Source organism: Sphaerospermopsis sp. FACHB-1194 (assembly GCF_014696235.1).
Taxonomy (GTDB): domain Bacteria; phylum Cyanobacteriota; class Cyanobacteriia; order Cyanobacteriales; family Nostocaceae; genus Sphaerospermopsis; species Sphaerospermopsis kisseleviana.
The window spans coordinates 135,881-156,979 of record NZ_JACJPU010000004.1 but is presented as its reverse complement, the minus strand read 5'-3'; the positions used below and the strand labels follow the sequence as shown (position 1 = coordinate 156,979).

21 protein-coding genes are annotated in these 21,099 nt (G+C 36.8%); 6 read left to right on the top strand and 15 right to left on the bottom strand.

Going from position 1 to position 21,099, the window contains the following annotated elements:
- Positions 1 to 564, top strand: a complete 564-nt coding sequence (locus H6F45_RS04290) for a Uma2 family endonuclease (RefSeq protein WP_190346537.1) — start codon at positions 1 to 3, stop codon at positions 562 to 564.
- Between the two features lie 52 nt (positions 565 to 616).
- Here the strand turns inward: H6F45_RS04290 and H6F45_RS04285 are convergent, their stop codons facing one another.
- Positions 617 to 1,459, bottom strand: coding sequence for a prohibitin family protein (locus tag H6F45_RS04285; RefSeq protein ID WP_137665962.1), 843 nt, complete (start codon positions 1,457 to 1,459; stop codon positions 617 to 619).
- A 190-nt stretch (positions 1,460 to 1,649) separates the two neighbouring features.
- Here H6F45_RS04285 and nfi point away from each other — a divergent pair, with 190 nt between their 5' ends.
- The 3 genes from nfi (at position 1,650) to H6F45_RS04270 (ending at position 5,080) form a co-directional block, all read left to right on the top strand.
- Positions 1,650 to 2,315 carry a deoxyribonuclease V gene (gene nfi, locus H6F45_RS04280; RefSeq protein ID WP_137665963.1) on the top strand — a complete coding sequence of 222 codons (666 nt, stop codon included), beginning with the start codon at positions 1,650 to 1,652 and terminating at the stop codon, positions 2,313 to 2,315.
- A 136-nt stretch (positions 2,316 to 2,451) separates the two neighbouring features.
- Positions 2,452 to 2,988, top strand: a complete 537-nt coding sequence (locus H6F45_RS04275; RefSeq protein WP_137665964.1) for an FHA domain-containing protein — start codon at positions 2,452 to 2,454, stop codon at positions 2,986 to 2,988.
- Between the two features lie 121 nt (positions 2,989 to 3,109).
- Complete coding sequence (locus H6F45_RS04270) at positions 3,110 to 5,080, top strand: FHA domain-containing protein (RefSeq protein WP_190346536.1); 1,971 nt, start codon at positions 3,110 to 3,112, stop codon at positions 5,078 to 5,080.
- A 122-nt stretch (positions 5,081 to 5,202) separates the two neighbouring features.
- Here H6F45_RS04270 and H6F45_RS04265 read toward each other — a convergent pair whose 3' ends face one another.
- Positions 5,203 to 6,381: a glycoside hydrolase family 10 protein gene (locus H6F45_RS04265; RefSeq protein ID WP_236103946.1), complete on the bottom strand. Its 1,179-nt coding sequence runs from the start codon at positions 6,379 to 6,381 to the stop codon at positions 5,203 to 5,205.
- A 463-nt stretch (positions 6,382 to 6,844) separates the two neighbouring features.
- Here H6F45_RS04265 and H6F45_RS04260 point away from each other — a divergent pair, with 463 nt between their 5' ends.
- Positions 6,845 to 7,573: a GDSL-type esterase/lipase family protein gene (locus tag H6F45_RS04260; RefSeq protein ID WP_190346535.1), complete on the top strand. Its 729-nt coding sequence runs from the start codon at positions 6,845 to 6,847 to the stop codon at positions 7,571 to 7,573.
- A 111-nt stretch (positions 7,574 to 7,684) separates the two neighbouring features.
- Positions 7,685 to 8,119: a hypothetical protein gene (locus H6F45_RS04255; RefSeq protein WP_096570415.1), complete on the top strand. Its 435-nt coding sequence runs from the start codon at positions 7,685 to 7,687 to the stop codon at positions 8,117 to 8,119.
- Between the two features lie 137 nt (positions 8,120 to 8,256).
- On the opposite strand, the gene H6F45_RS04250 is transcribed toward H6F45_RS04255, so the two are convergent.
- The 13 genes from H6F45_RS04250 to rpmJ form a co-directional block, all read right to left on the bottom strand.
- The gene (locus tag H6F45_RS04250; protein WP_190346534.1) at positions 8,257 to 12,174 is read right to left on the bottom strand and encodes an N-6 DNA methylase; all 3,918 of its coding nucleotides are present in this window, start codon (positions 12,172 to 12,174) and stop codon (positions 8,257 to 8,259) included.
- Between the two features lie 143 nt (positions 12,175 to 12,317).
- Positions 12,318 to 13,259, bottom strand: coding sequence for a DNA cytosine methyltransferase (locus H6F45_RS04245; RefSeq protein ID WP_190346533.1), 942 nt, complete (start codon positions 13,257 to 13,259; stop codon positions 12,318 to 12,320).
- A 31-nt stretch (positions 13,260 to 13,290) separates the two neighbouring features.
- Entirely contained in the window at positions 13,291 to 14,382 is a 1,092-nt protein-coding gene (locus H6F45_RS04240) for a HindVP family restriction endonuclease (RefSeq protein WP_190346532.1), read from the bottom strand.
- A 276-nt stretch (positions 14,383 to 14,658) separates the two neighbouring features.
- Entirely contained in the window at positions 14,659 to 15,753 is a 1,095-nt protein-coding gene (prfA, locus tag H6F45_RS04235) for a peptide chain release factor 1 (protein ID WP_096572769.1), read from the bottom strand.
- A gap of 123 nt (positions 15,754 to 15,876) precedes the next feature.
- On the bottom strand, positions 15,877 to 16,110 hold the full coding sequence (gene rpmE / locus H6F45_RS04230; protein WP_096570404.1) for a 50S ribosomal protein L31: 234 nt from the start codon (positions 16,108 to 16,110) through the stop codon (positions 15,877 to 15,879).
- A gap of 126 nt (positions 16,111 to 16,236) precedes the next feature.
- The gene (gene rpsI / locus H6F45_RS04225; protein WP_096570402.1) at positions 16,237 to 16,656 is read right to left on the bottom strand and encodes a 30S ribosomal protein S9; all 420 of its coding nucleotides are present in this window, start codon (positions 16,654 to 16,656) and stop codon (positions 16,237 to 16,239) included.
- A 2-nt stretch (positions 16,657 to 16,658) separates the two neighbouring features.
- Entirely contained in the window at positions 16,659 to 17,114 is a 456-nt protein-coding gene (rplM, locus tag H6F45_RS04220) for a 50S ribosomal protein L13 (RefSeq protein ID WP_096570400.1), read from the bottom strand.
- Positions 17,115 to 17,217: 103 nt separating this feature from the next.
- Complete coding sequence (gene truA, locus H6F45_RS04215) at positions 17,218 to 18,051, bottom strand: tRNA pseudouridine(38-40) synthase TruA (RefSeq protein WP_137665971.1); 834 nt, start codon at positions 18,049 to 18,051, stop codon at positions 17,218 to 17,220.
- A 124-nt stretch (positions 18,052 to 18,175) separates the two neighbouring features.
- On the bottom strand, positions 18,176 to 18,526 hold the full coding sequence (gene rplQ / locus H6F45_RS04210) for a 50S ribosomal protein L17 (RefSeq protein WP_096570396.1): 351 nt from the start codon (positions 18,524 to 18,526) through the stop codon (positions 18,176 to 18,178).
- A gap of 32 nt (positions 18,527 to 18,558) precedes the next feature.
- Positions 18,559 to 19,503 (bottom strand): DNA-directed RNA polymerase subunit alpha, encoded by a 945-nt coding sequence (locus H6F45_RS04205; RefSeq protein WP_096570394.1) that lies wholly within the window; start codon positions 19,501 to 19,503, stop codon positions 18,559 to 18,561.
- Positions 19,504 to 19,974: 471 nt separating this feature from the next.
- Positions 19,975 to 20,370: a 30S ribosomal protein S11 gene (gene rpsK, locus H6F45_RS04200; protein ID WP_096570392.1), complete on the bottom strand. Its 396-nt coding sequence runs from the start codon at positions 20,368 to 20,370 to the stop codon at positions 19,975 to 19,977.
- 58 nt (positions 20,371 to 20,428) lie between these two features.
- The gene (gene rpsM / locus H6F45_RS04195; RefSeq protein WP_096570390.1) at positions 20,429 to 20,809 is read right to left on the bottom strand and encodes a 30S ribosomal protein S13; all 381 of its coding nucleotides are present in this window, start codon (positions 20,807 to 20,809) and stop codon (positions 20,429 to 20,431) included.
- A 115-nt stretch (positions 20,810 to 20,924) separates the two neighbouring features.
- Positions 20,925 to 21,038, bottom strand: coding sequence for a 50S ribosomal protein L36 (rpmJ, locus tag H6F45_RS04190; RefSeq protein WP_013191489.1), 114 nt, complete (start codon positions 21,036 to 21,038; stop codon positions 20,925 to 20,927).
- Positions 21,039 to 21,099: the final 61 nt, after the last annotated feature.

Here is a 21,099-nt window from a genome sequence, read left to right as displayed (position 1 = left end):
ATGACTGTCACCAAATCTTTATCACTAACACTAGAACAGTTTCTCAAACTACCAGAAACTAAACCACCAAGTGAATATATCAACGGCGAAATTATCCAAAAACCAATGCCAAAAACTCGCCATTCTCGACTGCAAAGTAAAATTATTAATACTGTAAATCAAATCACAGAAGCAAATAAAATTGCTTATGCTTTTCCAGAGTTACGTTGTACATTTGCAGGTAGATCAATTATTCCAGATATAGCCATTATTCGCTGGGAAAATATCGCCTTTGATGATAATGGTGAACCAGTAGATGATGTTGTGATCGCACCAGATTGGACTATAGAAATTTTGTCTCCAGAACAAAGTTCTAATAGAGTGACTGGCAATATTTTACATTGTATTAAATATGGTTGTCAACTTGGATGGTTAATTGATCCAGATGATAGATCAATTTTGATGTTTCAACCTCAAAAAGAACCAGAATTAAAATATGCAAAAGATGATTTAATTATCTTGACGGGAGTTGAATTAAATTTAACAGTAGAAGAAGTATTTGGTTGGTTAAAAATGAGTGAGTAATCAAATACCCAGATCCCCGACTTCTTGAAGAAATCGGGGATCTTAATAAAAACTAATTTCTCTTCTGTCCAGTAGCTAAATCATTAGGATTAATATTAATCAAAGGAACAGCACCATTACCACCCATCACCATCGGGAAACGACCATCCCATTTTTCTATTGCTTGCTTTTGCAATAATTCCGGTGTTAAAGTCAATCTTTGTAATCTTTGTGCTTCAGCTTGACCTTTAGCACGGTTAACTTCTGCTTGTGCTTCTTGGGTCGCTTTTTGGGCAATAAAACTTGCTTGTTTTGCTTCTTGTTCCGCTATTTGTTTCGCTTCGATCGCTCTACTAAACTCTGGAGAAAAGGAAAAATTGACTAAAGATACATCATCTACAATTACACCGTAAGGTTCTAAACGACCTTTTAAATTTGCGTCGATTTCTTCTTTTAATTCTGTGCGTTTTGTGATGATTTCTTCAGCAGTTTTTTTAGCTGTAGCTGCTTTCAAAACTTCGGAAACTGCGGGTGTCATAATCCCATTAACAATTAATTCTTCATCTCCAACTTGTTGAAAAACTCGGTTCACTTTCAACGGATCAATGTGCCAGTTTACCGCTAATTCTGTGGTAATTTTTTGCAAATCTTTAGAAGCAGCACCAGCATTAAAACTATTTTGTTGCACGCGCACATTGAGCTTTTTAACTGTTGTGACAATGGGAATAATTGGGTGTAATCCTTCATCTAAAACTGTATCTTGCACCTTTCCAAATTGCATGACAACACCCCTTTCACCAGCATTGACAATGGCAAAAGGACGCAGCATCATCGCTAAAAACAAGAATAATAATCCTCCACCTAAATAAAATACAATTTGTGAATTGTGAAGGACATTGATGTTATTATTTCTCATGGCTGTATGTTCCTTAAATCAACTGTATGTGAGAGTAGCTATCAGATAAAAAAATCAAGATTTATACAGAAAACTTAGCAAAAAGTTACATGGGGTTGAATGTTTAGTCTATATATAGATAAGATACAAAATTAAAATTAGGCATTTCGGAAAATCAAGATTTTGATCACAATTTAAATAGACAAACAATATGCAAATTCCACAAATTCATCCTTGGCCATCTACCGTTGAAGAAGCGATCGAAATTCAAGAAACTTTACGAAATCAAGTTATTACCACAGATCAACTCAACACACCTATTCAATACGTTGCAGGTGTGGATATGGGTTTTCTGGAAGATGGTACAATGTGCCGTGCAGCGGTAGCAGTGTTAAGTTTTCCTGACTTGAAAGTTGTGGAAACAAGCCTAGCATACCGTCCTACATCGTTTCCTTATATACCTGGATTTTTATCTTTTCGGGAAATACCCGCTATTCTTGATGCCTTGGAAAAAATTAAAAATATACCTAATATAATATTATGTGATGGTCAAGGAATTGCCCATCCACGCAGATTTGGAATAGCTTGCCATTTAGGTGTTTTAGTGGATATACCAACCATAGGTGTAGCAAAATCTTTACTTATTGGCAAATATGAAGAATTACCAGCAGTTAGAGGAAGTTGGCAACCATTAATACATACAAATGAAACAGTAGGCGCAGTTTTACGGACTCGTACTGGAGTTAAACCTTTATATATCTCCACAGGCCATCGTATTAGCTTACCTACAGCAATTGACTATGTATTACGGTGTACACCTAAATATCGGTTGCCAGAAACTACCCGCATTGCTGATAAACTAGCATCTAACAGATAAAGTATAAAAAGTATACATGGTGAAGATAATCATTCTTTAATTTTAATTCTCAAGACTTGCTAAATGGCTACCAATCATGTTAGGAATCCCACAGCATAAAGTTGAATTCATTAAATATTAACGTTATCTAAAAATCATGAATGTACTAACTTTACAGTGGCAAGAAGCAGGTCAAAATAAAATTCAACAAATTTATGAAAAACATAACAGCAAAAACGCTGGTACTTGTCGCATTGGACGTGATCCAGCAAAGTGTGATATTGTTTTAACTCATCCAACAGTATCCGGTTTACATATTGAAATATTTTTTGATTCTCAAAAGCAACGTTTTTATATTAGAAATTTACGGGAAATAAACCCCCCACAAATAGATGGTAAATCTTTAGTTAAAGGGGAAATAGCTTTAAATGAAAAAAGCATTATTTATTTAGGACAACAACAACTACAAGTTACGGCAATTTCTGTTAGTAGTATTCCCTCTACCATCATAGTCCAACCACCAAAACAACCCGTACATCATCATCATAAACCGTCAATTCCAACACAACCAAATCCGGTGTATGGTTTAGACTGTCCTAAATGTCATAAAGTTTCCCCACCAGAAAATTTACAAATAGGTTGTCCTTGGTGTGGTACATCTTTAGCTGCTGCTGTTAGTGTACTTATTGGGTGATTGGTGATTGGTGATTGGTGACTGGTGACTGGTGACTGGTGATTGGTGACTGGGAAAAACCACTAATAACTAACAACTAATAACTAACAACTAATAACTAACAACTAATAACTAATAACTAATGACTAATTTACAAATTCAATTAAGTTGGGAAGATCCAACAACGGGAGAAAGACGAGAACCTAAATTAAATGTCCCTATTGCTTTTGGTCGAGAATTTGCCAAGTTACCAACAGAAATTAGGGGTCAGCGTGTTTCGCGGATGTTATTAAATAGTAATGAAGTTTCTCGTTATCATGCTTTAATTGATTGGGAACAAGATTGGGAACAAAATAATTTTGTAGTTATTGATCAAAATAGTGCTAATGGTGTTTATGTTAATGGACAAAAACAAACACGCTGTCAGTTAGCTAATGGTGATACTTTGCAAATTGGACCTTATATGATTACTGTCCAGTTTGGATTAAATACTGTTATTCCTACACCTAATAATCCTTCGACTATTCAATTTAATCCTAATACTAATCTTCCAGATCCTAATAGATCTCCAGTTCGTCCAGTTACACCTTTAGGAAGTAATTTTCCACCTTCGGAATTTCATAATCACAAAGTTGATTTACAAGCTATTCATGCTACTGGTTTACCTATTGATGAATGTGATTATTTAGCCGTTGGTGCTGGTTTGGGTAGTTTTATTTGGGTTGATTTATTAAGAATTAGTGGTGTTAAATCTGAAAAAATTATTGCTGTAGGATTAGAATCAAAACCTTATGCACGTTATCAGCGTTTATGTTTAAATTCTCAAATTCCTTTACATGAAAGATTGCGTTCTAATTCTGATTCTTGTCCTGATAATATTTGGGGATGGCCTAGTTATGCTTTGCGAGAATCTTGGCATGATTTAACAAAAGGTCAGATCAATTCAGCTTTTCAATATTTATGGCAAGTTTTTAATGAACCAACTTTTACAGAAACTTATACGCCCCGTGCGGGTAATGTTTTTGATTCTATAGATCGGGAAGCTAAACGTATTAGTTGGGATAAAATTTATCGTTATGGTAGAGTGAGAGCAATTAGAAAAACGGAAGATGGTAGATATTGTGTTGCTTATTCTCGTAGTCCGGGAAATTATGCTTTTTTAGTTTGTCGTTATTTACATTTAGCTACGGGATATCCCGCTATTCAATTTTTACCAGATTTACAAGCATATCGGGAAAAATATCAAGATTTTAAATCTGTAGTTAATGCCTATGAAGACCATAATCATGTCTATGAACAGTTAGAAAAACAAGGTGGTACTGTTTTAATTAGAGGAAGGGGTATTGTAGCTTCACGAATTTTACAACGTATTTATGAGGTGAGAAAACAAAATAGAAATATTACAGTTTTACATTTAATGCGATCGCCTAAACCCCACGGTAACAAATTTCAAAAAGCCCAACGTCCGGTTAAAAATCACTACGAGTTGCAACCTTTTAACTGGCCAAAAGCTTGTTGGGGTGGTGAACTACGAGTGATGTTAGAAAAAGCCACCCCAGAAGAACGTCAAAGGTTATTATCTGACTGGGGAGGAACTACTACCGCAGATCGTGGAGATTGGCAAAGAATCACAGAAGCAGGTATTAAAGAAGGTTGGTATCAAATTACTTTTGGTCAAGTTGTTAGTGTAGAAAGAGATGCCCAAAACCACACTATTACCCATATTCAAGAACAGGGTTTTGGGGAAATGAAATTAACTGCTGATTTTATTATTGATGCTACCGGACTTGATGCCAAAGTTAAAACTAATCCCTTATTAAAAGATTTAGTTGAACATTACAAACTACCTTTAAATCATTTAGAAAGATTAGTAGTAGCCAACAATTTTGAATTAGTAGAAATGCGAAATACTCAAGGTCAAATGTATGTATCTGGGGCAATAACTTTAGGTGGACACTATGCAGCAGTTGATAGTTTTTTAGGGTTACAATATGCGGCTTTAGTTGCTGTGGATGGGATGTATATTGCCCGTGCGCCTGGTGTGAAAAGGTTAAATACTTTTAGTTCTTTAAATCAGTGGATAAAATGGGTTTTTAATCAAGCACCATCATAGGTGACTGGTGACTGGTGACTGGTGACTGGGTAATCAATTTTATGTTTCCCAATAAACTATCAACTATCACTAATCACCTATCACTAATCACCTATCACTAATCACCAATATCCAATCAACAATTATTCTGCTGCTAATCGTAAAGCAGGATAGGGAAAAAGTTGTTTAAATCCTGCAAGACGGTCTTTGAATGACTCCGAAGCATTATTCCAAAGAGTTTCATAATAAAAGAAAACCACACCTAATCCTTGTCTTTGGGCAGTTCTCACTTGATTTGTAATTTGTTGCATTGATACGGGGCTAGTTCTTAAACCTGCCATTATTCCCACTCCAGTTGGGATTAGTTGTTGTGCTTCTTGCATTTCTGGACGGGAAATTTTAGCAGAAAAACTGTTTAAATCAGAACGATAAACTTGTACAATTAGTTCATCTACGATGTTTAATCTTACCCAATTTAACCAGTCTTGCAATTGTAATTTATATGCAAAATCGTAGTAATTAGGTGAAACTGAAAAAATTACTTTTGGTTTGATTTGCTTAATTCTTTGATTAAGTCTCACCATGAAATCTGTAATTTTATCTGCCCTCCATTTTACCCATTCTGGGTCTTGAGAATCTGCTGGGGGATCTTTTTCCATTTCTTGGCGATATAAATCAACTGTATATTGATCGTAACCAAATTCATGGGGTAAACTTGTATGATCATCAAACTGGATACCATCAATATCATAATTTGATGTTAGCTCTACCAAGAGATCGGTAATAAATTGTTGTACTTCTGGATGAAAGGGATTTAACCATGTCACTTCACCGGCTGCACTAACAGAAGTTTCGCTACCATCCCGCTTTTTTGTTAACCATTCTGGTTTATTTAATGCTAGTTCTGAAGTTTGCGGAGTCATAAAACCAAATTCAAACCAAGGAACTACCAGTAAATTTTGACGATGGGCTTGATTAATTACATCGGCAAGAATATCATGGCCATCTGAACCACGAAATACAAAAGGTTGAATTTCTAAATCTTTGGCTATCTTACTGGGATACATGACATAACCAGAATTCCAAACTACGGGATAAATAGTATTGAAATTGAGCCGACGCAATTTAGTAACAGCATCGTTAACTTTGGTGCGATCTTTAAAGACGTTAAGATCATTGTTGGTAATCCATACACCTCTAATTTCTTGTCTTGGTATTTGGGCGTTAACGGGTGTAAAGGTATTTGTTAATAAAACAGTGACAAAAGAAATTAAAACCAAAAAGGGAAACAACCTTTTAAAAAATTTGTGATGCCCACTCATTGTTTTTATATGTTGCCAATATGAAGAAAAAAAATTGAATTTCACTCTTGGGTAAGAGGTTTGAATTAACCATTTATGCAGCTGTCTAAAATTGCGAAGTAATTTATGATTCATATTTTCTGAGGGTGTGTAAAATGTAAGTATTCAGCTATCAGCAATCAGGAAACAGCTAATAGCCAGGATTCAGAGGTTTTAATTTCAGGTTAATTTCAGGAATGTTATTTATCTGCATCTGTGTCTTTTCATTCTTTGTATTTCATATTTCAGGTACTGACGGAAACCGACGGTTGAATGCTTACGTTTTTGACGTAACTACTTCAAATTAGTGCCTGGTTTAATAGTCCTAATTTGAAATTTTGGATTTTGGGTTCTAACTTTGTGCATAAAAGATAAAAAATATACCATACAATAGTGTAATAATGTCTAGAATATTGTAGAGATATCAATTACATTCTTGTTTAAGATGCAAACTGTAAAACCTTCCTCCTCAATGCTGTCTATTACGCCAAAACTATGTCAACCTTTAAAAATAGTCGCCTTGGGGGATAGTTTAGTATATGGATATGGAGACTATGAAAAAGGTGGTTGGGTAGAACAACTGCGCCGATGGTGGATGTTACCGGATAGTGTGGGTCATGTGCTTTATAATTTAGGGGTCAGGGGCGATCGCACTCAGCAAGTCTCACAACGGTTAGAAGTGGAATTTCGTCACCGGGGAGAAATTAGAAACCGAGTTCCTGATTTAATTATCCTCTCTGTTGGCGTTAACGACTCACCCCGTTTAGGTCGTCCCGCTGGCAAAAATTATACAGATTTTGCGGAATTTGAAACAGCGATCGCCACATTATTAGATCAAGCACAACAACTTTGTCCAGTCCTCTTTGTCGGTATGGTCCCGGTTGATGAAAGCAAAATGCCTTTTCTCGATTGTTTATATTACAATCATGCTGACCAATATCGCTACAAAGAAGCTACCCGTCAAGCTTGTGAACAACGAAAGATTCCCTATCTAGACATATTTGATCAATGGATGTCACATGATGAAACCTGGAGAAGTCAACGCATGACAGCAGATGGACTTCATCCGAACACTCTTGGTTATCAAGACTTATTAGAAGCTGTCCTCAACTGGTCAGAACTATCTCAATATCATTGTCAAGTAGATTATCACTTGAAATTAGAACACACTTAATATTTAGATTCCTGACTTCTTAAACAAGTCGGGTATCTATTTTCAATCAACAAATTTATGATTTTATATATTCTGACTCCTGACTCCTGACTCCTGACTCCTTGAAATATTATGACTCCTACTTTATTTGGTCGTTGGCAAACTCGATTATTATTATTAGCAACTGTTGGTGTATTAGTATCTTTACCTTTTACACTGGGGTTAATAGGTTCTGGTGCAAATATTGTTTATTTTTTCATTCTTGCTTATGTTGCTATCTTTGGTTTAGGTTGGGATGTTGTTTATAATTATCTACAAAAATCACGCTGGGATAGAGACTGGCCAGCAGCTTATCAATTTTTTGCAGGTATTTGGGAGATGATATTTGTGTTTTGTGGAGTAAAGATTTTTGGTTTTTTACCTATACCTATACCAAAAGAGGAATTATCAATAGGGGCGTTTTTATTACATTATTCTGTAGTTTGGTTGGCGGTTTTTATGAGTTCGCAAAGTTTAATGAGAATTATTTTTCCCCGTTGGCGTTTTCGTGGTGGACAGTGGTTATAAAAGATAGAGTTTTTTTTCACGCAGAGGCGCAGAGGCGCAGAGGAGTACGCAAAGTTTAATGGTTAAATGTTTATGTGGGTTATCTCAAATTTTATCTTCTAGATTATGATGGGAAATAAATTTTCTAGTGATTCATCTTACAACACAACTTTTAAAGCTTTCTCGATAATATTTACATATTCTTCTACTTTATACATTCGATAGGCAATTTGATCAATTTGATTTCTAATTTCTATTTGTCTCAGTAAAACTGTTTCTAAATCTGCTCTACCTACTTCTTGTGAAACTCTATTTGCAATCACTTCTAAAGTACGAAGATTACTAAATCTATCTTGATCATATCTCTTAACTTTAATAACGTCAAAAGCAATATTCACTAAGTTTCCTATTTCCCGTGATAATTTTTGTTTGCGACGGAAAGAAGCATCAAATTCAGTTAAATAAATTAATCTTGCTAACAGATATCTCCGTAAATAAGAATTACGAATATTGACGTTAGCTATTTCTATCCATTCTCTATCCCCTTCTTTCCAATCTTCATCATCAGTTACTTCTCCCCATATTATATATCCATTTGCAGTTGGCTCAATTTTTAATGCTAATAAATGTCCTTCTGCGTTTGCATTAGCACTTTCCCATTCAATGTCAATAGCATAATCACCAGTTAATTTATGATATTCATTTAATGATACTTCTTTGCTGGGAATTTTCGCAGCTTTATCTTCATAAGTCGTGATAATTTGATAGCGATTTTGCCAAATTTCATGCGCTTCACGACTTAATTTTACTAACTCTTGATAATCAGATTTTGTGTCATCATTATTTGTTTCATCATTAAATGAGGGAACTGGTAAATCACCAACTTGATTTTCAAAATATTCAAACATTCCCTTACCTGTAAGTTTACCAATTCCACCTAATGCACGATAGCGAAACTCTAAAACTTGGGAATTAAGTAAAGCACAAATATAGTAAAGGATATTAACATCAGTATTTTCACATTTGATATAAGCAGCTACATCACTTTTAAAACCCAAAATTCCCTGTTCATCAACAAAAAACTTATTAGAATTTGCACGACGGGGAAAGAGAATTTTTGCATCTCTCATTCCGTAACGTGGCCGATGCAAATGAAACCACTCATAACTACTGGTTTTATTTCTATAAACATCTCTGCTTTCTAATTCTGAACGATTTTCCTGTAAATAGATTTTGACAGACTGAGGTAATTCTTCCCATTCTGTTTGATGAGTATAGTACAAGATTTGTGTATCTGGTGGTTCACAACCATAGGAATTAATATCAGAAATCGCAACTCTTTGTAAATAATATTCATCAGGAAATCTTTGTTTAAATTCACCTTCAAAAATAGAATCACGACCTGTAGTAATACTTTCTGTATAACGTACCCAGTCTATATTTCTGAATTTAATACCCGATTTATCAATTTTTTGAAAAATATGACTATAGGGTGAAATTTGCCAACGATCATCATCTAAATCAGATTGTTTAATATCTACCTGAGTTACACCATGAGTTAAACTTAAACAATCATCATCACTGTTAAAAGTATTTTTTACAATATCCAAATCCAGAACATAAAAAGTAGTAAAACTATCTTCTGGTTGAGGATTTTTCCTTTGCAATTGCATAATACAAGTAGCAATTCCCGCTTGAAAAACTTGATGTCCTAAAAAATCAATAATGTTAATTATCTTCGTATTTTTACAAATAAATTCTCGTAAACTTCTAGATTTATCACCTTGAATAAAAGAACGAGAAATGATAAAACTTAAATGACCATCTTCCTGTAAAATATCAAAACCCCGACGGAAGAAATAAAATAAAATATCTGTTTTATCAGTATAAATATCAGAATAAGCAAATTTTAACCATTTTAATTCCAATGCACCTCTACCAAAGGTAGCATCAACATTAAAATAAGGAGGATTACCAATTATTGCAGAAAATCCTCTTGCTGATTTTGGTAATCTAGGATCAAAAATATGGGGAAATTCCAATTCCCAATTAAATGGTTTTTTTAGTACAACTTCCTCAACCGCAGTTGATAAAGTTATTAATTCAGATTTGACTCTTGCTAATTCTCCTGAAGTCCAATTTTTTAAACCCCAATTTTTTAAACCATTTTCTAAACTTTGTTCTGAATGATTTTCTTGTATGATTAACTTTCTAATTTCTGCTATCTCGTTATCTTCAGCATCTCGATTTTTAATTAAATTAACTACCGAATTGATACTTTCATCACTAGCAAAAAAAGCAGTTAAAACCGGATTAATTTCTTGATTAATTGCTGTAATTCTAGTTTCTAAATTACTAACCGCTTGATTTCTTTCTATTTCCGTTTGAGTATTATCTCTAGCAATTTTAGCCAAATCTGCGACTATTGCTAATTGTGTTTCAAAAGGTTGTAAATTAGCAGGACTATGAACTAAACTATCACCAACACGAATATTTAAAGTTAGTGCAGGGAGATGGGAATAAATAGAACCATTGCGTCTACCATATTCACCTGGTCGCGCACGTAATAACCTAGTCCATAATGATAATTTTGCTAATAAAACCGCTTGGGGATCTCGATCTACTCCATGCAGCATTTTTACTAAAATTTGTTCTTCAGGATTAATAATTGGTTGGGGTGCTACATGACTAAATAAATCAAAATTTGCGGGTATTTTGGCATTTTGACAAGCTAGATTATAACGTTTAATTTCTGTTAATAAATAATCAAATGCACCTAATAAAAATGAACCTGAACCACAAGCAGGATCAAGCACTGTAATTTCTAAAACCGAAGTTGCTACTAAATAAGCTTGTTGTAATTCACCTGCTGCTAGTAATTCAATAGCTTGATCAATTTTCGGTTTTACTAAAGGTTGTAAAGTTTGCTGAACAATGCGACGGACTATATAATTAGGAGTATAGAAAATACCTTCTTTTTTGCGAGTTTTTTGGTTTTCTAATATTTGAATAATATCATTTTCTAAAATTAATTGATGAGCCAAAAATTGTTCATAAGCAGTACCTAAAATATCCTGAGTTAAAGTTGTAAAATCATAGTTATAAATTGAACGATAATTAGCCAATGTTCCTGTAATGGGATAAAGTATTCCCTGTTGGGGAACAGCATTAATCACAATAATTGATTCTAAATATTCAACATCAATGCTTAATTCATCAATCCAGGAAGGTTGAAATAATTCAGTATTATATCCCACCCATGTATGACGAAAAGCACGCCTTAATTCTTCAATAAAAGGTAAATCAGGAAAAGTTTGCTGCCAGTTATAATAAACTCTACCCAGATAATTAAATGGCATTTCTCGGCTAAATGTTTCTAAAAGTCTAATTAAGAGAAACCGATTCAGAATAATTTGGGCAGCTTCACGAATTTGATCTAAACTTAAATCAGGGTGAGATTTTTTAATACCATTAGCAATAATAATTCGCCAAATTTTTAAATCTGCTAGAAATTTTGCCCCTAATTCTTCTCTGGATTTTTCACTATAAAAAGCTTCTAACCGATTACTAGATAAATTTTCCCGGACTAAACAATTGTATAATGTACTAAGCAATTCAGGATCATTTTTCAGATCCTCCATTGTAAAAGACCAAAAAGGTTTGCGATCCTGTAATCTTAAAATATGCCATTCTCGAAAATTAGATAAAATAATCCAAAGAACAGGCTCTTGTGTACCAATATCTAAACTATAATTTCTGATATAATCTAATACTTGTTTTTCATTAGCTTCCCAGATATTTTTATCCCATAAACTTTTAGCTTCAAACAGCAATTTAGGATGTTTTCCGACTTCATTACGCAGCAAATAATCCACCCATGTAGTAGTACCAATTAAACTACGAATTACACCTTCTAAAGTCCGGTATTCTGAAGTATAACCGAGAGCATCTAAAACAGGGACAATGAGACTATTTTTAGTATTTTCTTCTGGTTTACCACTACGTGGTGAACCTAACATAGTTTCTGCGGTTGTAATTAACTGAGTAATATTTTCGCGGAATTGTGATAGTGACATTTACTTACTCATTCATGAATCATCATCTGTGATACCTGGTTTTTTATCCTTTTGATAAGGCATAAAAAAAATTTACATATAAGTATGAAAAGTAAGGTTGGGTTGAACAAATTGACACACTTGAAGTTTCTTGATGGTAAATCCTACCGACAGCTTAACCAAGAAACATGATAATTTTTATGTTTATCCTGTTCTCGAATATACATTAAGAGACAATTAGCGACATATTCTGCTAACTTAACAGGTACAGCATTACCAATCATCTGTTCTAAGTCTGTTTTTGAACCTGAGAAAATAAAATCTTCCGGGAAAGTTTGAATATAACTTCTTTCAATAGTAGTTAAAGGACGTAAATCTGGTGTTACTGGTGCTACATCTCCCGAATGTTGTTGATAATTTTTAGGTATTGGTCTATTTACACCCCTAATAGTAGGACTAGGTTCATCAATACTAAAAATAGCCCTTCTTTGATAACTTCTAGGATGTCTATAATAATATTGAATCCCTAAACTATTTCCTAAATAATCTTTAATAGTTGTCGGTTTTTTAGATAATTTTGCCTCTAAATAAGGTTGGATATTATCATCATTACCACCAAGTTCTCCTATACAGAAAAATCTTTTTCTCTTTTGGGGAACACCACATAGACTAGCATCTAAAACTTTTTCTGTTAAACCATAACCAGCAGATTTGAGAATTTGCCTAAATTCTTGATATTTTTTTGATTTCCTAAATAAATCTACATTTTCTATCACAAACCATTGACTCCCAACATTAGCTACTATTTCAGCAAATGTAATACTTAAATCTCCTCTACCTAAATCTTCATTACGCTTACCAGCACTAGAAAAATCTTGACATGGTGGACCCCCCATAATGATATCTGGTGAGAATTTTTTGAAAGGAGAATAATTATTATTTACCTGGCTCAAATCATAGTCAATAATTGGATGTTTAAAATTTTGTTGATAAACATTTATTGCTGGTTTCCAGTTATCAAATGCAGCAACAATTTCAAATCCACTGTTTTGGAAACCTAATGATAAACCACCACATCCAGAGAATAAATCTATAACTTTTAACATAATCTACTTGATGTATTCATTCATTATATTTCTATAATATATCATCAAAAATATCAGGATTACTCAAGATAATAGCGTCAAATCTACGCTCAGGACTTAAAAAGTTTTGCCCTCCTCCCAAAATTATATTCTTAATTTCTTGTTTCGTAATTCTTGGTTGAATCAAATTGTCACAAGTCATATATGGACGAGTATTTGCACCACTTAAAGCAAAAGCTTTATCATTCTTAGTGTTATAGGTTAATGTATCAACCACTAATTTATGATTGATTTTACCAATAAGAGCAAATTCGTATAACATCTTTGCCAACCATACCACAGAACGCATAGGTCTTTGTATAGTTTCTTCAGATTTAGTCAATCGTTTAGTAATATCAACAAAAAGTCTTGTAAATCCAAAGTTACTCCAAACGAAAATATCTAAGCAATTTTCATAAAGTTTAGAAGTTTTACCCATAGTTTTCCATACTGGTTGCATGACTAATGGAGATTGAATTTCAAGATTTTCACTTAATAAAGTATCTAAACAATTTACAATTTGAGGTATAAAAGGTAATACCTGACGTATACTTGACCAATCTTTGATTTGACTACAAACAGGTTGAAGATAATTTAGTAGCTTATCTCTCGAATTTTCAAACTCATGAGCAATACTGAGAGCAAGATAAATAATAGTATCTGGTCTAGTAACAATTTCACAACCATATTGATCATCTGGTAAACGATAAGTTGAGTTATCAGGTAATGCTGTTAACTTAATTTCTATACTTCGTAAACAAGCATTATTTTTGTTAATATCGTGAGTTACCAAATCAACTCTTGGAAGTTTACCTGTAACTATTTTTCTATAGGGTACATAATCACTTTCAAAGGAGAAAAATAGATTAGGAGAAAGAGGAGGAATACCAACTATATGAGTTACATCTATTTCTTGATGCTGAATTTTTAAGTTTTTATCCAATATTAAATAATTCAGCTTCATCCCTTGATCGTACATATAACAAGCTAATGATGCGGGAAAAGAATTATTAAATTGATTTTTACCCCAGCTTTCTGGTTGAGAAAAATCTCGATTAGAATGAAGTATTCCAAATAATCCCACCTGTCTTTGCTCAAAATTCATAAAATTGGAAATTAGTATAATAAAAATTATTGATTTAGCATATAATTGTATAACATAATTAACACTTCACAAAAAATCTCTCTCAAACCCTCTTCTCTACCCTTCGGGAACTGCTTCGCAGAACTTGGTTCATTACTTCGCGCCTTTGCTCCTTTGTGCCTACCCTGCGGGATCTCTTGACGGAGATTGCGCGAAACAAAATCATAAAAAAACCGCCTATTCCTGTAAAAAACAACAACAAAATAAGCGGTTTTAGCAAATATTTAAAGCTAAAAATTAATTATTAGCAGCAGCTAATTCTGCTAAACGTTCCTGTTGATCTTGAGAAATACAAGATTGAATCAAGGTTTCAATATCACCTTCTAAAACAGGATTCAAAGTGAAATTCTGTCCCAAACGATGATCAGTCACCCGACTATCTTTATAATTGTAAGTGCGGATTTTTTCTGAACGAGAACCAGTACCAACTTGCGATCGCCTCATCGAAGTTACAGCTTCCTGTTGTTCCCGCAACTTCATTTCATAGAGTTTCGCCCGCAAAATTTGCATCGCCCGTTCCTTGTTCTGTAACTGACTCCGTTCTTCAGTACAGAAAATGCGGATACCAGTCGGTTTGTGCATCAAGTCAACCGCCGTTTCCACCTTGTTCACGTTTTGTCCACCCGCACCACCAGAACGCGCAGTAGTCATTTCAATATCTTTCGGATCAATATGCACCTCTACATCATCCACTTCTGGCATAATAGCCACAGTAGCGGTAGAAGTATGCACCCTACCCCCCGCCTCTGTTGCTGGAACACGCTGCACACGATGAACACCAGCTTCAAACTTCAGCTTACTGTAAACACTATCACCTTGAATTTCCAGAATTACTTCCTTAAAACCGCCCATCTCACCCAGAGACTCGCTGACTAGCTTCACTCTCCAACCTTGAGTATCAGCATAGCGAGAATACATTCTCAGCAGATCACCCGCCCAAATACTCGCTTCATCACCACCAGTCCCAGCGCGAATTTCCAACATGATGTTTTTATCATCATTCGGATCACGAGGTAGCAGCAATATCTTCAACCTGTCTTCCAGATGTTCTATCTTATCTTCTAATTCCTTCACCTCCAAAGCTGCCATTTCTTGCAACTCTGGATCCCCATTAGACTCTTTAAGAATTTGACGCGCCCCAATTAATTCTTCCTGGGCAGTTTTCCAAGTTTCGTAAGTATTAACAACCTCTTCTAAAGAAGAACGAGACTTAGCAATTTTTTGATACTCATCAGGATTTTTCGCCGTATCTGGGTCTGCCAAACGGCGAGTTAATTCATGAAAAGTTTGTTCAACAGATTTTAGTTTCTCCAGTAAATATGATTCTGCCATAACGACTATACAAGCTCCTAAAAAATAACAAGTTGGCTCAAGCATAAAATGACAAGTGACCCCACAACCATGCAGGGTCCTTGTGGTGCGGGCATCATGCCAGCACAAGCTATAGCCAACCAGCTACTTTTTCTTTTTACTGCCTTGTTCGCCAGACATACCATATTTGCGGAGGAAGCGTTCCACACGACCCTCAGCGTCAATAATTTTCTGAGTACCAGTGTAATAGGGATGGTTTCCAGACCAAACATCTACGTGCAATTCCGGTTTTGTAGAACCAACAGTCATCACAACTTGACCGTTACAGTAGACCTTAGCCTCTGGATACCACTGGGGATGAATATCAGGTTTAGCCATTTTTCCTTTTGTGGTGTTTCTCTATCAAAATTATAACTAGGATTGGTGACTGGGGACTGAGGACTGGGGACTGGGTAAAATTTGGTATACCTCCTGCCTCCTGCCTTCTGCCTCCTGCCTCCAGCTTTATCGTTTGGAGTATTGAGGAGCTTTGCGAGCTTTGTGTAAACCGTATTTTTTCCGTTCTTTAGCTCGTGGATCACGAGTTAAATAACCTTCGATTTTCAAAGGTGAACGGTTATCAGGATCTAATTGACACAACGCACGAGCGACACCCAAGCGAATAGAGTCAGCTTGACCGGTTAAACCACCGCCTTCAGCTTTTACTAAAATGTCATATTCGCTTTCTAGTCCCAAGGTTTCTAAGGGTGCTTTGATCGCTCCTAAGTAGTTGGCATTGAATTGGAAGTATAATTCTCCATCTTTGCCGTTAACGGTAAATTTACCTTCACCGGGAACTAAACGTACTTGTGCGACTGCGGACTTACGGCGGCCAGTACCCCAGTACACAGCGCGACCGCTATTAGCTTCTGCTACTGTTGCCATTATTAATTTTCTCCAGGAATTGTGTTAACAATTAGTTCTTTGGGTTTTTGTGCTGCGTGGGGATGGGTAGGACCAGCGTAAACTTTCAACTTTGTGAATAATTGTTTACCCAAGCTGTTTTTAGGTAACATCCCTTTCACAGCGTGTTCTACAATCCGTTCTGGTAAACGTTGTTGTAATTTAGCAAAGGTTTCTGTTTTCATTCCACCAGGACGGCCAGAATGACGACGGTAAACTTTTTGAGTGCGTTTTTTACCGGTAACTGCTACTTTTTCGGCGTTGATCACAACTACGAAATCACCAGTGTCTAAGTGGGGTGTATATTCAGCTTTTCTTTTGCCTCTGAGAACCATAGCAATTTCGCTTGCTAGTCTACCCAGGCGTTTATCGGTGGCATCTACTACATACCACTCGCGCTCAAGTTTTTCTTGAGGAGGAAGGTAAGTTTTACTACTCATTGTTATTTTTCCTTTGTCGGTTTTGAGTGGTCAGTAATCAGCTTTCAGTAATCAGCTTTCAGTAATTAGTGGTTAGTTTTGATCCTTCACTGTCACCTGTCACCTATTTATCCTGACCAAACACTAAATATGGTTGGGTGTCGTACCAAATTTCCTGGGGAAAGGGAAAATCAGGATATCCTACCCTTAACAAGCATAAGCCTTGAGGTGGTGCGGCGTATTTCACTTTTTCCCGGTTTTCTGTTTGCCAGATGTTGGTGAAATCTTCGAGCGATCGCACTCCAGAACCAACTTCTACCAGCATCCCTACTAATAACCGCACCATGCCATATAAAAATCCATTGGCCTGAATTTCAATATGGAGTAATGAACCTTTTCGATAACATTCTGCTGCTTGTACTTCAACCCAGGAATGCGATCGCGCTGATCCCGCACGATGAAAAGCCGCTAAATGATGTTTTCCCAGCAGAGGTTTCAGGGCAGCTTGAATTAAATTTTCGTCCAAGGGAGCATAATAATAATGCCAACTGAAGGAGTTCACAAACAAGTTTGGTAGAGCTTCAGTATAGATTGTGTATCTGTACCGACGATACACTGCATTAAAGCGAGCGTGCCAACGGTCATCTACACCCGCCGAAGCCCTGATTAATATATCTGGAGGTAGGTAACTGTTCAAAACTGTTGCCCACTTGTGTGCGGGTATATAACCTGTAGCATCAAAATGGGCGACTTGAGCAGCTGCATGAACTCCGGCATCAGTTCGCCCTGCGCCGTGAAGTGTCACGTGATACCCCAGAACAGTAGCTATAGCTGTTTCTATCTCTTCTTGGACTGTTCGCTGCGCCTTTTGCCGTTGCCAGCCGTGAAAATTAGTACCTAGATACTGAATGACCAAGGCTACTCGATAAGTTGGTGTTGGCTGGCGGCTTTCTAACATACTGGGTTTGGTAAAAGGCAAGAGGCAAAAGGCAAGAGGCAAAAGGCAAAAGGCAATAGCTCTATAATGTTTATATCTTCCCTATTCCCTGTTCCCTATTCCCTATTTCCTGTTCCCTTTGACTTTAAACTAATTCAATAATCGCCATTTCTGCATTATCACCGCGACGGGGTACGGTGTGCAGAATGCGAGTATAACCACCTTGACGGTTAGCATACCGAGTAGGTGCTTGCTCAAACAAAGCATGAACTAGGGATTTATCGTAGATATAACCCAAAGCTTCCCGACGTGCTGCCAAAGAACCATCTTTAGCTAGGGTGATCATCTTTTCCGCTTCACTCCGCAATACTTTAGCACGGATTAAAGTTGTGGTAATACGACCATGACGGATAAGCTCAGTGGTGAGCGATCGCAATAAAGCACGACGCTGGTCTGTGGGTTTACCAAGTTTTTTGACTTTACAACGGTGACGCATAATAATGCACTTGAAATTATTACAAAATAAAATTAGTTTGGTTTAGAACCTCTTTCCTGCGGTAAAGTAATGCCTAAACGACGCTGTAAAGCTTCCACTACTTCTTCCGCCGACTTTTGACCAAAGTTTTTGATTTCCAAGAGGTCTTCTTGGGTATAATCCAGCAAATCTGCCACGGAATTAACTTGCGCTCGTTTGAGACAGTTATAAGCACGGACAGACAACTGCAATTCTTCAATGGGAATTTGAGCAGTTGGATCGTCTGGGATATCTGAACCCATATCTGTAGGTTCTAAGGAGATATCTTTTAACGGGTTAAATAAATCTACCAAAATTCCCGCCGCTGAAGATAGTGCTTCTTGAGGTGAAACGCTGCCATTAGTCCAAACTTCTAATAACAGTCGATCTTTAAGAGTACCATCACCACGGGCTTCTTCAACGCTATAATTTACTTTTCGCACCGGCATAAATACCGAGTCAATTTGCAAAAAGTCCAGGGAAGTGGCTTCTTCTCTACCCCGTTCTACAGTACGATAACCTTTACCTCTTTCAATGCGAAATTCCATTTCCAGTTTGCCACCTTCAGCCAAAGTAGCTACATACTGGGTAGGATCAATCACATCTACTTCACTAGGCAAATCAAAATGTGCCGCAGTGACTGTTGCAGGACCATTAACCAATAACCGACCGATCTGGGGTTGAGAAGAATAGCTTTTGAGGATCACTTCCTTCATGCGCATGAGAATTTCCAGCACATCTTCCCTGACACCAGGAACTGTGGCAAACTCATGACTAACCCCAGCTATCCTTACTGCTGTAACTGCCGTCCCTTCTAAATTGGACAACAAAACCCGCCGCAATGCGTTACCTACAGTTGTCCCTTGACCACGTTCTAAGGGTTCGAGGACAAATTTACTGTAATGGCTGCGACTTTCCTCTGTATTAGACTCTACACATTCAATTTGGAACTGCGCCACGGAGTAGCCTCCCTTTCAAGGTGCTGCTATCAGGCAATTAATTTGCCTATCAAATTCACTTTATGCTCTGATCTATGACTGTGGTGGATCAAACTGCCAACATATAAAATTAGTGATAGTTTGGTTTGCCAATTCAATCCGCAGGCATGTTAATATTCTGTTTTTCTGTTTTTTTGAAAGTTGAGCAGCCTTCCCATTGGGAGGGCTGATATGCTTTTTAATCACCAATTGCTTCTGAAGTTTACTTTATATTTCCCAGATTGCCTTGGCGGTGATTTCCCTGAGCATGAACTTTCTGCCTGAGCGTGTTTAACAGTTAATGCTTAGTAAGCATTCAGCTATCAGCGGTCAGCTTCTTAACAGTTACGCCAAAAATTACTATTTGATCATCTACGGATTTCTCAAACTTTCTGACTCCTGTACAGACGTTCCGGTGGAACGTCTCTACTGACTCCTGAATTCTGACAGTGTTTAAACTCGACGGCGCTTAGGTGGACGGCAGCCATTGTGAGGAATAGGGGTAATATCACGGATTAGGGTAATTTCTAATCCTGCTCCTTGCAACGCCCGGATCGCAGTTTCTCGACCGGCTCCAGGTCCACTTACCATCACCTCAATTTGACGCATTCCTTGGTCCATAGCGCGACGGCCTGCACTTTCAGCGGCGGTTTGTGCTGCGAAGGGAGTTCCTTTTTTTGCCCCTTTAAATCCACTTGAACCAGCACTTGCCCAGGAGATGACATCTCCATTTTGATCGGTAATGGTGACAATGCTATTGTTGAAAGTAGACTGAATGTAGGCAATGCCGTTAGGTACGTTCCGTTTCTGCTTTTTGCTCCCGGTTTTTTTAGTTGGTTGTCTTGCCATATTTGTTTGGTGAATTTAAGGTAAAACTTGCTGCCATGAGCAAGCCTAGAAAGTTTATTTATTTACCAGGGGCTTTCTTCTTACCAGCCACTGTTTGTCTTCTGCCGCGTCGGGTTCTGGCGTTGGTGCGGGTTCTTTGTCCTCTGACGGGTAAGCCCATGCGATGACGACGGCCACGATAACAGCCAATATCCACTAGACGCTTGATGCTCATCGCCTCCAAACGGCGTAAGTCACCTTCTACCTGATAATTACTTTCTATTTCGGCTCTCAAAGCCGCTACATCAGCATCACTCAGGTCTTTAACGCGGGTGTCTGGGTTCACACCAGTAGCCGCTAGGATTTCTTGCGACCTTGTTAACCCAATTCCATAAATGTAAGTTAGACCAATCTCTACGCGCTTATCGCGGGGTAGGTCTACTCCCGAAATCCTTGCCACAATGAATGTCTCCCTCTTTTGTTCTTGCTCGCATTTAGCAGATCGTGATAATTAATCACATTCTTGGTTTTTGATGGTGATTTTTTGCTGCACCAAAGCTCTGGTAATCAGAGTTTTATCCTTGACGTTGCTTGTGTTTGGGGTTTTCACAAATCACCATAACGCGACCACGGCGCTTGATCACGTTGCATTTTTCACAGATTTTTTTGACTGAGGCTCTGACTTTCATGCCTGTTCTAATTGACTCCAAATAGTAAATTATAGCATTTCTAGGGAAATTATTTCAGTTA

Bases quoted from the DNA above. Each gene is read 5' to 3' on its own strand.
- rpmJ (WP_013191489.1), bottom strand. From the start codon at position 21,038: ATGAAAGTCAGAGCCTCAGTCAAAAAAATCTGTGAAAAATGCAACGTG.
- rpmE (WP_096570404.1), bottom strand. From the start codon at position 16,110: ATGGCTAAACCTGATATTCATCCCCAGTGGTATCCAGAGGCTAAGGTC.
- rplQ (WP_096570396.1), bottom strand. From the start codon at position 18,526: ATGCGTCACCGTTGTAAAGTCAAAAAACTTGGTAAACCCACAGACCAG.
- H6F45_RS04250 (WP_190346534.1), bottom strand. From the start codon at position 12,174: ATGTCACTATCACAATTCCGCGAAAATATTACTCAGTTAATTACAACC.
- H6F45_RS04275 (WP_137665964.1), top strand. From the start codon at position 2,452: ATGAATGTACTAACTTTACAGTGGCAAGAAGCAGGTCAAAATAAAATT.
- H6F45_RS04285 (WP_137665962.1), bottom strand. From the start codon at position 1,459: ATGAGAAATAATAACATCAATGTCCTTCACAATTCACAAATTGTATTT.
- H6F45_RS04265 (WP_236103946.1), bottom strand. From the start codon at position 6,381: ATGAGTGGGCATCACAAATTTTTTAAAAGGTTGTTTCCCTTTTTGGTT.
- prfA (WP_096572769.1), bottom strand. From the start codon at position 15,753: ATGGCAGAATCATATTTACTGGAGAAACTAAAATCTGTTGAACAAACT.
- H6F45_RS04255 (WP_096570415.1), top strand. From the start codon at position 7,685: ATGACTCCTACTTTATTTGGTCGTTGGCAAACTCGATTATTATTATTA.
- H6F45_RS04270 (WP_190346536.1), top strand. From the start codon at position 3,110: ATGACTAATTTACAAATTCAATTAAGTTGGGAAGATCCAACAACGGGA.
- H6F45_RS04290 (WP_190346537.1), top strand. From the start codon at position 1: ATGACTGTCACCAAATCTTTATCACTAACACTAGAACAGTTTCTCAAA.
- rpsK (WP_096570392.1), bottom strand. From the start codon at position 20,370: ATGGCAAGACAACCAACTAAAAAAACCGGGAGCAAAAAGCAGAAACGG.
- H6F45_RS04240 (WP_190346532.1), bottom strand. From the start codon at position 14,382: ATGAATTTTGAGCAAAGACAGGTGGGATTATTTGGAATACTTCATTCT.
- H6F45_RS04245 (WP_190346533.1), bottom strand. From the start codon at position 13,259: ATGTTAAAAGTTATAGATTTATTCTCTGGATGTGGTGGTTTATCATTA.
- nfi (WP_137665963.1), top strand. From the start codon at position 1,650: ATGCAAATTCCACAAATTCATCCTTGGCCATCTACCGTTGAAGAAGCG.
- H6F45_RS04260 (WP_190346535.1), top strand. From the start codon at position 6,845: ATGCAAACTGTAAAACCTTCCTCCTCAATGCTGTCTATTACGCCAAAA.
- rpsI (WP_096570402.1), bottom strand. From the start codon at position 16,656: ATGGCAACAGTAGCAGAAGCTAATAGCGGTCGCGCTGTGTACTGGGGT.
- rplM (WP_096570400.1), bottom strand. From the start codon at position 17,114: ATGAGTAGTAAAACTTACCTTCCTCCTCAAGAAAAACTTGAGCGCGAG.
- truA (WP_137665971.1), bottom strand. From the start codon at position 18,051: ATGTTAGAAAGCCGCCAGCCAACACCAACTTATCGAGTAGCCTTGGTC.